This window comes from Umezakia ovalisporum Ak1311 (assembly GCF_029891685.1).
Classification (GTDB): domain Bacteria; phylum Cyanobacteriota; class Cyanobacteriia; order Cyanobacteriales; family Nostocaceae; genus Umezakia; species Umezakia ovalisporum.
The window spans coordinates 16,822-29,942 of the sequence record NZ_JANQDJ010000024.1; the positions used below are offsets into that span (position 1 = coordinate 16,822).

Genomic DNA, 13,121 nt, shown 5'->3' on the forward strand with positions numbered 1-13,121 from the left:
TCCCGTCATATCTCTTTTATTCTCGATATTGCCAGGAGGGCTTCTTGGTTTTTCCCGCAATTTATCTTAATACTAACCTGATGGAACTTCAGTGTGAGCTTCCTTGCGGGAACAGGTAGATTTTTAGTATAGTTCTTCTTCTTTGTGAGTTTCAATCACACAGTCAGAAGTTGGATAAGCGGCACAAGTGAGCACATATCCACCTTCGATCTGCTCATCGTCTAAGAATGACTGGTCAGATTGGTCAACACTACCGCTAATGATTTTACCAGCACAGGTTGAGCAAGCACCAGCTTTACAAGAGTAGGGCAAATCAATACCAGCTTCTTCAGCAGCATCAAGAATAAAGGTATCGTCTGGACATTCGATGCTTGTATCTAAGCCTAGTCCTTCGTTAATTAAGGTGACTTTGTAAGTAGCCATTAAGTAATCCTCTCTTGTTCAAACGGCAGTATAAGTTATCCTGAAGCAATATATAGGGTTAGGCTTATGACGTCAGCCCCGAATCTCAAATTACTTCAATTCTGATACTACGAGAAAAATTACAGATTTAAACTCGAATTTGACGCCGATTAGTAATGAAGTTAAGTTCCTAAATAATTATAAGTTTACTTTATGTATTCAATACCCTGAGTACTGAGTCACGAGACAGTCCACAACGGGGGAGTTGACCCCCCACCCTGTGATATTAGTATTTTTCCCGGTAATGAGGATGAATTTAGCAGATAGAGACCCATCAAGGCGTGAAACGTCAAAAACAGAACTTGCTATGATCATGTATGATTCAAGAGCAGCTTGGGAAACAGCAAAAGTGCATGTAGGCTTAATTGGTACTGGATATGCGGCAAAACTACGGGCTGAGGCATTAGTGAGGGATCAACGCACAACTCTAGTAGCCATTGCTTCCGGCACTGCGCCTTGTGCAATCACCAGTGATCAGTCAGAAACCACGGCAAGCTTTGCCACAAAATATCAAACAGAAGCGTTAACTTCTTGGGAAAAATTAGTAGAACGCGAGGATATCGATTTGGTGGTGATTTCCACAATTAATCGCCATCATGGTGCCATCGCTCGGGCAGCACTTTCACAGGGTAAACACGTAGTTGTGGAATATCCCTTGTCTATAGATGTAACAGAAGCTGAAGAATTAATTGCCTTGGCGAAGAGCAAAAACAAACTATTACACGTTGAACACATCGAACTTTTGGGTGGCTTACATCAAGCCTTAAAGCAAAACTTAGCTGAAGTTGGCCATATTTTCTATGTTCGCTACAGCACCATCAATCCTCAGCATCCCGCACCTCGAAAGTGGACTTATAATCATCAACTGTTTGGTTTTCCTTTGATTGCTGCACTGTCCCGTCTACATCGCCTCACCAATTTATTTGGTAAAGTCTTTTCGGTTAACTGTCACCAGCGATATTGGGAAACAGAACAAAATTACTATCAAACTTGTCTGTGCATCAGTCAACTATGCTTTGAAAATGGACTCTTAGCACAGGTAATTTATGGTAAAGGCGAAACCCTTTGGCAACCAGAACGCAAATTTGAAGTTCACGGACAAAAGGGAGGTTTAATTTTTGATGGCGATACAGGAGTTTTGATCCAGTCCGGGAAAACAACATCTATAGAGGTTGGTAGTCGTCGGGGTTTATTTGCTAAAGATACAAGTATGGTGTTAGACCATATTTTTCATGGCACTCCTTTGTACGTCACCCCGGAGGAAAGTTTATATGCTCTCAAGGTTGCTGATGCTCTCCAAAGAGCTGCACACACCGGTTTAACTATACTTATCACAGATTCTGCCGCCTAAACTTTATGAAAACCGAACCAATTGTCATTTTATCTACACGAGAACTAGAGAAAATGCGTCAAGCAGGACGCTTGGCGGCTCAACTTTTAAAACACCTAGAACCAATGGTGAAGCCAGGAGTTACAACTCTGCAACTAAATGATGAAGCTGAACTGTGGACTCAAGCTCACGGAGCTAAAAGCGCTCCTCTGGGTTACAGGGGTTATCCTAAGTCAATTTGTACCAGTGTTAATGAAGTAGTCTGTCACGGTATTCCCAACCACAAGCAGATTCTCAAGGACGGCGACATTATCAATATCGATGTCACATTGATTGTTGACGGCTACCATGGGGATACATCTAAAACTTTCTTTGTTGGTACTCCTTCACCCTTGGCACAAAGGTTAGTGGAGGTAACGGAAGAATGTCGCCGTCTGGGTATTGCTGAAGTTAAGCCTGGAGCAAAAATTGGGGATATTGGTGCTGCTATTCAAGAGTATGCCGAAGCCCAAGGCTTTTCTGTGGTACGAGATTTTGTAGGACACGGCATTAGTAATGTTTTCCACACTGCCCCAGATGTTCCCCATTATGGTACCCGGGGCAAGGGTAAACGTCTCAGACCGGGAATGGTTTTCACTATCGAGCCGATGATTAATGTTGGTAGTTGGGAGGTGGAGGTTCTGGGTGATGGCTGGACTGCGGTAACTCGTGATGGCCAACTTTCGGCTCAATGTGAACATACTTTGGCTGTTACGGAAACAGGGGTAGAAATTCTCACCGCAATTTAAATTTTCAATTCGGTTTTTTAAATGAAAAGGTCAATGGTTTTTTTTCTAAAACTCAAAATCTAAAATTGAGTCTCTGGGAAGTATCTACCTGCCTAACTGATTGCCAATACCTTCGCAACCACCAGGAATAGTGGCTCTGGTTTTTTCCCCACCCCAAGCACAACAGTAGTGACGAGCTGTGTCAGATAGGCGCTGCACATCACTGAAGTCGGCGTTTTCTACAACAGCCCCAGTGTATTCGCCAGTTTCATAATTTGGTGGCTCGTTGCGACTGCGGGGTGATGCTATTGCTACTGAACCATAGAAGAAACGAGTTCCGTTCAAGTCAGCACCACTGAGATTAGCGTTGTATAAGATAGTGCGGGAAAGGTTCGCCTTAACTAAATCACAGTTGCTAAGGTTGGCACGAACAAGATTGGCTTCACTCAAATCAGTCCAACGTAAATCATTATGAGAAACATCTGCTCCGGCTAACATCACCCCTAACTCAATGACTCGTAAACCTTGTAGCCGGTCTTCCTCGTAACCACCCATACCGTCAAGAATCGCTCTACCTAAGCGACGATCTCGTTTGAGGGGGGTCAGCAATTTGGAACGAGAAAGAAAACGCAGAATCTTCGCTTTACCACCAGCATCCACACTGCTAAAGATGGCTGCTGTTCTTCCTTCTGCGATCGCTCGTTCTTGGGGCCAATCTTCCAATAATCCTTCTTCATCCAATACTAAGTCTGAAATACCTTGAAAGTAGGAATCTATTGTTTGCTGCTGAGTAATGATATTTTGCTGTACCGTTAGCAGGTTTTGTTGAATGGTCAAGTCTTTGGAAATCACATATTGTCGCCATGCTATGTAGACAGCAACAATAGCAATGAGAATTTGCCCCAAAGCACCAACCCATTCTGCTAAGGTTCCAGAAACTTCCCAGCTAATTTGTCTACCCCAAATCACCAAGCGGTAGCCTAACCCAGTAAATTTAAATATGCCTATAATTCCTACTAATAACCCCACAAAAGCTACAAATATCGTTGCATTTTCCCAGGCAATCCACTTTTTCAGCACATATTGCCACCAAGGTAATAATATTCTCACAGATAGAGCTAAGGTCATCACCGTCCCTAAGAAGCCCATGAGCGAGTTGTTCATTGCAAGTCCAATACAAGTGATGGCTATTACTGTTAAGGTCAATAGTAATGCTCTATGCTCTGACTGTAAGTTGAGTAATAATTTATTCTTTGATGTGGGAGGGCTACTGTGGGGAGTATTTATTTTTTCCGGAGTTTCCAAAGATTTAATTTTTTCTAAGGATTCTTGTGTATCTAATATTTCTGGAGTTATGTGATTTTCATCTGTACTACTGTCAAGTTTTTCCTGGGGTAATGGTTTTGAGTTTGGTGGGTTGGGGGTTTTGGATTCTGTTGTCATGCTTTGTATTTTCACTCAGTAGGTTCAATTTATTTTGTGCTAATAAATTCCCATTCTATGGTTGGTGGTTGATTCTTTATCACCAGGTTCTAATAGCTTGGGTGAACTAGCCATAGCGTCGGGTTAAATGAAGCAAAAAAAATTAATGCAAAAATTGAACTTCTTTTGTTATTATCACGAAGTTTGCAGATGTTTATGCATTGTTGACTACGTTGTGTAGTTAGGGTGGTTTTCTGGTGTTTCTTGATTGCTTGTATTGTGATGAGTTTCTTAACCTTTCGCTGGGGTTGAACAAAATATCCTAGGCAGGTAGTATAAGAACTTAATGCTCTTCCCCTAGTAACTAACACTGAGGATGGCTAAAAAATCCAAATCTTATTTTATTACTTTAGTTAGTTTTCAATAACTACAGTGACGTAGAATTATCATGAAACTATCGCTTTTCCAACTACAGCACTTTTCAAGTAAATAAAGTACAAATGATAATCATAAAAATTTTGTGGGTTTGGCATCTTGCCCGCCAATAGTGTAACTCACTACACCGGAAAGTGCTATATAATCCTGACCTTTGGGTAGATTGTGGCAATGCTTTGAGTTCTCCGTCATCATCAAGGGTTTACAAAAGTTATTAAATAATCCAAAATGCAAAAAATACTAATCACAGGAGCAAGTGGTTTTTTAGGATGGCATCTTTGCCAACTAGCCCAACAAAAATGGGAAGTTTATGGTGCTTATCATAGCCATTCTCTAGATTCGCCTGGTGTCAAAACATTGGCAGTAAACTTAACAAATTTTTCCGAATTAAAACACCTGTTTAACGACATAAATCCCACGGCAGTAATTCATACTGCAGCAAATTCCCAACCAAACTATTGTCAAACCTATCCCCAAGAATCTCATACAATCAATGTCACAGCATCTTGTAATATTGCAGGATTGTGTGCCGATTATTCCATACCCTGCGCTTTCACATCAACTGACTTAGTTTTTGATGGTTTAAATCCACCTTATAAAGAAACAGATCCTGTATCTCCTGTCAATACTTACGGTGAACAAAAAGTCATGGCAGAAATAGGTATGTTAGAACGATATCCCATGACAGCAGTGTGTCGAATGCCGTTAATGTTTGGTATGTCAACACCCACAGCTAAAAGTTTTATTCAACCATTTATACAAATTTTAAAAGAAGAAAAAGAATTAAAATTATTCATAGATGAATTTCGTACCCCAGTCAGTGCAATCACAGCGGCCAAAGGAATTTTATTAGCATTAGAAAAAATCAACGGTTACATTCACCTGGGTGGAAAAGAGCGAATATCCCGCTATGATTTTGGGCGGCTGCTAGTGGAAGTATTTCAACTCCCAGAAACGGGACTAAAAAGTTGCCGACAGCAAGATGTAAAAATGGCAGCCCCCAGACCGGCTGATGTTTCTTTAGATAGTTCCAAAGCCTTTGCATTAGGGTATGAACCTTTAGCTATAAAGTCAGAACTACAGCGCATTAACAAAATTTAATTTGATTAGATCCTTTCTGGTAGGGTGTGTTGTCCCTGAACCCAACGCATCATTTTTGATGTTGCTGCCCTGGGACTAATATCCATAACACACCCTACTGCCGTGGCCAACTAAAACAGTATGCTGAAGTTAGCTATAGGCTTCCATAGGTAAACAAGAACAAACAAAGTTGCGATCGCCAAAACCCGCATCAACTCTACCCACACTAGGCCAGAATTTATGTGTACGGGTCCAAGGTGCAGGGTAAGCTGCCTGTGTACGAGTATAGGAATGATTCCAATCTTCTGCAATCAGGTTTTGGGCAGTGTGGGGGGCATTCTTTAAAATATTATCCTCAACATCCATTTTACCTGCTTCAATGGCAGAGATTTCTCCACGAATGCCAATCAATGCATCACAGAAACGATCTATTTCTTCTTTGGATTCACTTTCTGTGGGTTCTACCATGATTGTACCCGCCACGGGCCAAGAGACGGTGGGGGCATGGAAACCATAGTCAATTAGTCGCTTGGCAATATCATCCACCTCGATACTCGCAGATTTTTTCAGCGATCGTAAATCTAAAATACATTCATGGGCAACTAAATCATTTTTCCCTTTATACAAAACTGGGTAATAAGAACTGAGCCTATGGGCAATGTAGTTAGCGTTGAGAATTGCTACCTTAGTTGCCTCAGTCAAACCATCAGCACCCATCATGGCAATGTACATCCAAGAAATTACCAAGATGCTAGCACTACCCCAAGGAGCAGCTGACACGGCACCAATTTGACATTGCTCAGTTGTGGATACAACTGGGTGTCCTGGTAGAAATGGAACAAGATGGCCAGCGACACCAATAGGTCCCATACCAGGGCCACCGCCTCCATGGGGAATACAAAAAGTTTTGTGCAGATTTAAATGACAGACATCTGCGCCAATATCTCCAGGACGGCAAATACCTACCTGGGCATTCATATTTGCCCCATCCATGTAAACTTGTCCACCGTAGCTATGGACGAGGGCGCATATTTCCTGAATTGTTTCTTCAAACACACCATGAGTTGAAGGATAAGTCACCATTAAAGCAGCCAGTTCCGACTGATGCTTTTCTGCTTTGGTTTTCAAATCATTCAGGTCAATGTTACCTTGGGAATCACAAGCAACTGCAATTACTTTCATCCCGCACATTACCGCACTGGCTGGGTTAGTACCATGGGCTGAGGAGGGAATCAAACAGATGTTGCGCTGTCTTTCCCCACGACTTTCATGATATTCACGAATCACTAATAGTCCTGCGTATTCCCCCTGAGAACCCGCGTTAGGCTGGAGAGAAATTGCTGCAAATCCCGTAATTTCAGCTAACCACCCTTCTAGTTGCTCAAACAGAATTTGATAACCCTGTGTTTGCCACAGTGGTGCAAATGGATGGATTTTGCCAAATTGCTCCCAAGTAACAGGAATCATCTCAGCTGTTGCATTCAACTTCATTGTGCATGAACCTAAAGGAATCATGGATGTAGTTAAAGATAAATCCTTGGTTTCTAGCTGATGGAGATAACGCAACAATTTAGTTTCTGAATGATGGCGGTTAAAAACAGGATGGGTAAGATAACTGCTAGTGCGGGGAAAGGGGAGGTGAGAAGATGAGCAAGAAATTAATTCTTCTCTGGTGAATGGTAGGTTATCTCTGAGGGCGAAAATTTGCCACAGGTCAATTAAATCTTCTGGTGTGGTGGTTTCGTCTAGGGAAATGCCCACAGATGTGGTATCAAAAATCCGGAGGTTAATATTTCGCCCTTGGCAACCTTCTAAAATTCCTGGGAGAGAGTTTGTACCTAATTCTACTCGCAGCGTATCGAAGAAATGTTCAGAACTAATACTGTAACCGAGTCTTTTCAGTCCCTCTGCTAAAGTTACAGTTAACTGGTGAATAGTTTCAGCAATTTTCCTGATACCATCAGAACCATGATATACCGCGTACATACTCGCCATTACTGCCAGTAACACTTGTGCTGTACAGATATTACTAGTAGCTTTTTCCCTGCGGATATGCTGTTCGCGAGTTTGTAAAGCCAGACGTAATGCTGACCGACCATGAGCATCTTTTGATACTCCAACAATTCGCCCTGGAACTTGCCGCTTATATTCTTCCTTTGTGGCAAAATAGGCAGCGTGAGGTCCCCCAAACCCCAAAGGAATACCGAAGCGTTGAGTACTGCCTATGGCAATATCAGCACCAAACTCTCCAGGTGGTGTTAGTAAAGTCAAGCTTAACGGGTCTGCTGCTACCGTCACCAATGCACCCTGAGCATGAGCTTTTTCAATAAAAGCGCGGTAGTCGTATATCGCGCCATCACTGGCGGGATATTGCAGAATTGCCCCAAAAATCGGTTCAGCAAAATCAAAAGTCCCATGACCCCCAACAACGATCTTAATCCCCAAAGGCTTCGCCCTGGTTTGTAACACATTGATAGTTTGGGGATGGCAATCATGAGACACAAAATAAGCCATTGCCTTATTTTTGCACACACCATAGCTCATACTCATGGCTTCTGCTGCTGCTGTAGCTTCATCAAGTAATGAAGCATTGGCAATTTCTAAACCTGTAAGGTCTATAATCATAGTTTGGAAATTCAGCAGCGCTTCTAAGCGTCCTTGGGCAATTTCCGGCTGATAAGGTGTATAAGCTGTATACCAACCAGGGTTTTCTAAGATATTGCGCTGAATCACTGGGGGGGTGATGCAGTCATAATATCCCATACCGATGTACGAACGGCAGATGTGATTTTTAGCAGCAATTTCCTTTAATTTTGCCAGTGCTGCATATTCACTTTGGGCTTCTGGTAACTGAAGCTTTGTTTTTAGCCGGATAGACTGGGGTACTGTTTTGTCGATGAGTGAATCCAGATGGGAAAAACCCAAAACCTCAAGCATTTGCTGGATATCATCAAAGTTAGGGCCAATGTGTCTTTGTGGGAAATTACTAGACTTTGGACTGTTTTGACTCATCGTTTCTTGCTCGCTTGATTTATGACCAGGAGCGGAATACACCACACGTTGAACTCCAAAAGTAACTATTTCATATTTTGCAACAAATACTCCTAACAAGCATGGGGTTACGGACGGTTAGTAATTAACTCAACTAAATCTGATTACCCACCAAACATCCACCCCATTCAAATATCCGTGTTAAACAAAGGTGGTAGAGACATTTCATACAACGTCTCTACATACGTCCATTGTCAAGCGGCCTAAAATGAAGACTCAGGGGGAGCCAACTAAGAATTATTCCCCCTCATTCCTCTCTCCTTGTACCAACAGGCAATACTCATCCGCCGTCATAGCATCCAGCACTTCATCGTGGTCATCGACACGTACTTTTATCAACCAATGTTCCCAATAGGGGTCGTCTTCCAAATTATCGGGAGATTCAAGTAAAGCTTCATTGATTTCTATGACTGTGCCTGTTACTGGTGAATTTAGCTCTTCAACTGCTTTCGCGGATTCAACTGTGCCAAAACGTTTTCCTTTGGTAACAATGTCTCCAACGTCTGGTAGTTCCAAAAACACTATATCACCCAATTGGTCTACGGCAAATTCAGTAATGCCAATAGTGCCGATTTCACCATCTAGTCGCACGTATTCATGAGTATCCAGGTATCTAAAATCCTGCGGATATTCAAAAGACATATCACTTTTCCTTTGCTCTCAAAATAGTTAGCGCCGCAAATTTATCTAACTTATGGTCGATAATAAACCACAGTTTAGATAGAGTAACTCAAAACACATTATCAGATGGTGAGACGATTTTTTGAGCGATAAAAAGGACGTTTAACTACAATAGCCGGGTAAGCTTTGCCACGGATTTCTACCTCTAGCTGTTCGGCAACTTTTGCTAAGTAACTGGGAACCCAAGCTAAGGCTATGGGATAGCCAAGTGTAGGCGATAAAGTTCCACTGGTAATTTCTCCCACAACTTCACCATCTGATAAAACTGGGTAGCCATGACGGGCAATATAACGCCCTAGCATTTGTAAGCCTATTAATCGCTTCTGCACTCCATTAGCTTTTTGCTGTGCTAGAACTTCTCCACCGATAAAATCACCTTTGGTATCGAGATGAACCAGCCAACTCAAACCAGCCTCTATAGGAGTGGTGGTGTCGTCAATATCTTGCCCATAAAGTGCCATTGCTGCTTCTAATCGCAGGGTATCTCTAGCACCAAGTCCACAAGGGGTAACCCCAGCTGAAAAAAGTTCTCGCCACAATTCCACTCCCACATCTGGATCTAACATCACCTCAAAGCCATCTTCCCCTGTGTAACCTGTGCGCGCAATAAAGGCGGGTTTTTCCAGTACTGTGGCTGGGACATGACCAAAGGCTTTAATGAGTTGTAAGTTTTCCTGTACCAAGGGCTGGAGATACTTAATCGCTTCTGGCCCTTGCACGGCAATTAAAACTTTTGCCTTGGACAAATCTTCGACTTGCACCTGATTGCAGTCAAGCTGTTGCAATAGCCATGCTTTATCCTTAGCCGTGGTTGCCGCATTCACAATCATCACAGCCCTTTGTAAACCAGTGGCATCTTCACCCTGGTAATAGATAATGATATCATCAATAATTCCTCCTTGGTGATTTAATAATACAGTGTATTGCCCTTGACCTGGTTGCAACCGATTCAAGTCTGAAGGCACTAAACCCTGAACTTGGTCAATCAGGTGTTTACCTTGGAGGGTAAATTTGCCCATATGGGAAATATCAAACATCCCGGCAGCATTTCTGACAGCTTCATGTTCGCGGCTAATGCCAGCAAATTGCACAGGCATTTCCCAACCGCCAAAGCTGGTAAAGCGAGCTTTAAGCTCTGCACCTATTTGATATAAAGGAGTTCGTTCCGGGGATTGGGTGATCTGTTCTTGATTAGCCACAGGTAATTTTACCATCGCACGTCAATATATATCCTACGAGATGGTTGATAGTTTGACAGGCTCGTGTATTTACAGCATCAACAAATCTCCGCCCAAATCACAACAGTTGGAGTTTGACTAAGGTTTAATAATGAATAGTGGAATTGTTGAGATTTGTTAACAAAAGATTATGAAGTATTGGCAACTACTCGTCAGCTGTGTTTTAGCTACAGTTCTGTTTTTGTTTCCCCCATCAGCCCAGGCTGCTAGTTCTTCCAACGTCACCCGTTCTGTCATTGAAGAAGTTCCGGTTCAAGATTACTCTGGTAAAAGTTTAGTGCGATCTGAGTTTACCAATGTAATTTTACAGAATACTAATTTTAGTGATGCCGATTTCCGTGGCGGGGTGTTTAACGGCTCTCGGTTAGAGGGTGTGAACCTCCATGGTGTAGATTTTACCAATGGTATAGCCTATTTAACAACATTTCAAAATACAGATTTCACTGATGCAATACTTACAAATGCCATGATGTTACGTTCTGTGTTTAATAATGTTGACATCACCGGGGCTGATTTTACCAATGCAATTTTAGATAAAGCAGAGATTAAAAAACTTTGCGCTCAAGCTATTGGGGTAAATCCTCAGACTGGTGTTGATACTCGCGAGTCTTTGCAATGTAAATAAAAAGTAGATCACAAAACCTCACTGCAAAACTTCTCACCCAAGTAGAGACGTTCCATGGAGCGTCTCTACCTTTTTTCCCAGCCAATGTTCACACTTACCAGACAATCCGTAACCATAGCACCTTTTTTAAACAGGATGCTAAATCATTCATATCCAATGATTTCACGAAACTAAATACTTCCGTGGTAGGTTCAGACAGAATATAGTCATGGGGAAAATCAATTATTGTAGTTCCCAATGTTTCCCCTAATAAAAACCAGAAAGCCAGTTTCCCTTCAGGTTGCATTGCGCCATACTCACCTGTGGCAATTATGATTCCCCCTTGAGCAACTTCTACCATGGCTTTGGTGGGATGTGGACTAAGCATAATTTCATCTTCGTCAGTTTTAGTGGCAAGTAGCAAATCACCCAAGGCACATAGTTGTTCTTCAGGGGAAACTTGTTGAACTTGTGCTACTAACTCCGCTGGTTTTTGTGTTGGCAAAGCATCCACTATATCAGCAGTGAGTTGCTCCAGCATTTCGCTATAAAGTAGCCCCAGCACTGCTAACCTATCGGTTATTACATAAAAAAACAGTCGCATTGTTCTAAATACGACTGATTGAATATCAAACATAACACCCCACACTATGTTACCGCGAAAATTAAAGCAAAAGTACAACCCCTCTTACAACAAGATGGCTGTTCTCCCACAGCGAGATCAAACAACTTTAAAAAGATATTCCCTAAATTACAAAGAGGAAGATATACCACCCTCGGTTATTGGTTATTGCTGCTTACTCGACTTTTGGTTTTCTCAAAAAGGGATGGTTCCCCCTCTCTACATTTTTTACCCTAATTAGTCGCGCCTTTTTTTTCTCCAGCAAATTGTTGGTCATTACGACCCTCAAAAAACTAAACATCCTGTCCTAGGCAAGATACGGTATAATATCTTTATTTCCATTCAATTAATGTCCCCAGGGAGTGGTAAAAAGGCTGTCTCCCTGAACTACTCAGTTTTGGCTTCGCCTGAAAGCTGGGCTTATGTACTCGCAGGGGAGTGCCTCAGACGAGACTTTCGCCCCATCTTTGGTCAGCATTAAACAGGGTCTTTAAACGCAAAGCCACAGCCTTTAACACCAGCCCTTACACCATCACATCTTCTGAAGATAATCAAATAGATGATTTTCCAGTCAGATTTATCTGACTTTAGCTTTGAGACAGGGGTTTCTAACCCCTTGCTCCCCCTTTAGCATCAAACAGGATCCTTCTCCATCCTCCGAGGATGAATGTTTGTTTCCATTCAATTACTGTCCCCAGCGAGTGGGAATATAAAATCAAAAGCAAATCGGCACATTCTATCCTTATGAGCCACAACAATTATTGAAATTTTGCCCCTTAACATGGACATCATTATTGACAGAAATTTTTTCTTTTAAAATTTAAACCTCCGCCAATTTATGATACCCAATCATCAACAGATAATCCCCTATTTAAGCAAAAAATTTCCATTGCAGATATTTGATTTTTTAGTTGCGGTTTTTGCCCACTACATGATACCCGACAATAAACTATTACTTTTCGTTTTGATTCAATAGCTTTCAATCCTTGGGCTATTAATAAGTCATCTTTAGTATAGAAACCATGTCCTGACAATTTTGTTTTAGCAGGGAGTTTCCCAAATTAATCCCATCGTTTCAATGTCTTGACTGACACCCCAATCTTCTGTGCAAACTCGTGAGGTTTCAACGTAAATATATTTATGGGTTTGCCTATAAGTGTATAGGTTTGTCTATTTAATTGGAAACCAGTCTACTCTCCCTAGGTTGCTCAGATGGTTCATTTTCAAGACCAAAATATGAGACTCTTAATTTATTCCCTGACTCTCTTAAGGTCCATCGCCCCTGGGTACAGTCAACCCTCCCTACATTAAGAAAGCTGTTGTAACCAAGTTTGTAACTCTTGTATATCCCTAAAATCTAGTAATTCTTCTGCTAAACTTTCCAGTTGCTCTACTGATAGCATTTGAATTTGCTGTTTTACTGTATCGT

General features: G+C 41.8%; 11 protein-coding genes. 4 read left to right on the top strand and 7 right to left on the bottom strand.

The genetic code is table 11. The features are described from left to right. Positions 1 to 123 precede the first annotated feature (123 nt). A complete protein-coding gene (locus NWP25_RS03515; protein WP_280698879.1) occupies positions 124 to 423 on the bottom strand; it encodes a ferredoxin in 300 nt (99 codons plus the stop codon). Between the two features lie 352 nt (positions 424 to 775). Here NWP25_RS03515 and NWP25_RS03520 point away from each other — a divergent pair, with 352 nt between their 5' ends. Together NWP25_RS03520 and map are read left to right on the top strand one after the other, a co-directional pair. Beyond that, a complete protein-coding gene (locus NWP25_RS03520) occupies positions 776 to 1,813 on the top strand; it encodes a Gfo/Idh/MocA family protein (protein ID WP_280650890.1) in 1,038 nt (345 codons plus the stop codon). A 5-nt stretch (positions 1,814 to 1,818) separates the two neighbouring features. Next, complete coding sequence (map, locus tag NWP25_RS03525) at positions 1,819 to 2,580, top strand: type I methionyl aminopeptidase (protein ID WP_280650837.1); 762 nt, start codon at positions 1,819 to 1,821, stop codon at positions 2,578 to 2,580. 84 nt (positions 2,581 to 2,664) lie between these two features. Here the strand turns inward: map and NWP25_RS03530 are convergent, their stop codons facing one another. Continuing rightward, positions 2,665 to 4,002, bottom strand: a complete 1,338-nt coding sequence (locus tag NWP25_RS03530; protein ID WP_280650836.1) for a pentapeptide repeat-containing protein — start codon at positions 4,000 to 4,002, stop codon at positions 2,665 to 2,667. 642 nt (positions 4,003 to 4,644) lie between these two features. Here NWP25_RS03530 and NWP25_RS03535 point away from each other — a divergent pair. Beyond that, entirely contained in the window at positions 4,645 to 5,517 is an 873-nt protein-coding gene (locus tag NWP25_RS03535; protein ID WP_280650835.1) for an SDR family oxidoreductase, read from the top strand. A 129-nt stretch (positions 5,518 to 5,646) separates the two neighbouring features. On the opposite strand, the gene gcvP is transcribed toward NWP25_RS03535, so the two are convergent. The 3 genes from gcvP to gcvT all read right to left on the bottom strand — a co-directional run bounded on the left by gcvP (position 5,647) and on the right by gcvT (position 10,427). Beyond that, a complete protein-coding gene (gcvP, locus tag NWP25_RS03540) occupies positions 5,647 to 8,508 on the bottom strand; it encodes an aminomethyl-transferring glycine dehydrogenase (protein ID WP_280698880.1) in 2,862 nt (953 codons plus the stop codon). Positions 8,509 to 8,784: 276 nt separating this feature from the next. Then, a complete protein-coding gene (gene gcvH, locus NWP25_RS03545; protein WP_280650833.1) occupies positions 8,785 to 9,189 on the bottom strand; it encodes a glycine cleavage system protein GcvH in 405 nt (134 codons plus the stop codon). 101 nt (positions 9,190 to 9,290) lie between these two features. Beyond that, positions 9,291 to 10,427, bottom strand: a complete 1,137-nt coding sequence (gene gcvT, locus NWP25_RS03550; RefSeq protein WP_280650832.1) for a glycine cleavage system aminomethyltransferase GcvT — start codon at positions 10,425 to 10,427, stop codon at positions 9,291 to 9,293. A gap of 169 nt (positions 10,428 to 10,596) precedes the next feature. On the opposite strand from gcvT, the gene NWP25_RS03555 reads away from it, so the two are divergent. Then, on the top strand, positions 10,597 to 11,091 hold the full coding sequence (locus NWP25_RS03555; RefSeq protein WP_280650831.1) for a pentapeptide repeat-containing protein: 495 nt from the start codon (positions 10,597 to 10,599) through the stop codon (positions 11,089 to 11,091). A 94-nt stretch (positions 11,092 to 11,185) separates the two neighbouring features. Here NWP25_RS03555 and NWP25_RS03560 read toward each other — a convergent pair whose 3' ends face one another. After that, entirely contained in the window at positions 11,186 to 11,674 is a 489-nt protein-coding gene (locus NWP25_RS03560) for an orange carotenoid protein N-terminal domain-containing protein (protein WP_280650830.1), read from the bottom strand. 1,325 nt (positions 11,675 to 12,999) lie between these two features. Continuing rightward, positions 13,000 to 13,101 carry a DUF4351 domain-containing protein gene (locus NWP25_RS03565; protein WP_280686783.1) on the bottom strand — a complete coding sequence of 34 codons (102 nt, stop codon included), beginning with the start codon at positions 13,099 to 13,101 and terminating at the stop codon, positions 13,000 to 13,002. Positions 13,102 to 13,121: the final 20 nt, after the last annotated feature.

Bases quoted from the DNA above. Each gene is read 5' to 3' on its own strand.
- gcvH (WP_280650833.1), bottom strand. From the start codon at position 9,189: ATGTCTTTTGAATATCCGCAGGATTTTAGATACCTGGATACTCATGAA.
- NWP25_RS03515 (WP_280698879.1), bottom strand. From the start codon at position 423: ATGGCTACTTACAAAGTCACCTTAATTAACGAAGGACTAGGCTTAGAT.
- NWP25_RS03535 (WP_280650835.1), top strand. From the start codon at position 4,645: ATGCAAAAAATACTAATCACAGGAGCAAGTGGTTTTTTAGGATGGCAT.
- NWP25_RS03555 (WP_280650831.1), top strand. From the start codon at position 10,597: ATGAAGTATTGGCAACTACTCGTCAGCTGTGTTTTAGCTACAGTTCTG.
- NWP25_RS03530 (WP_280650836.1), bottom strand. From the start codon at position 4,002: ATGACAACAGAATCCAAAACCCCCAACCCACCAAACTCAAAACCATTA.
- NWP25_RS03560 (WP_280650830.1), bottom strand. From the start codon at position 11,674: ATGCGACTGTTTTTTTATGTAATAACCGATAGGTTAGCAGTGCTGGGG.
- map (WP_280650837.1), top strand. From the start codon at position 1,819: ATGAAAACCGAACCAATTGTCATTTTATCTACACGAGAACTAGAGAAA.
- gcvP (WP_280698880.1), bottom strand. From the start codon at position 8,508: ATGAGTCAAAACAGTCCAAAGTCTAGTAATTTCCCACAAAGACACATT.
- NWP25_RS03520 (WP_280650890.1), top strand. From the start codon at position 776: ATGTATGATTCAAGAGCAGCTTGGGAAACAGCAAAAGTGCATGTAGGC.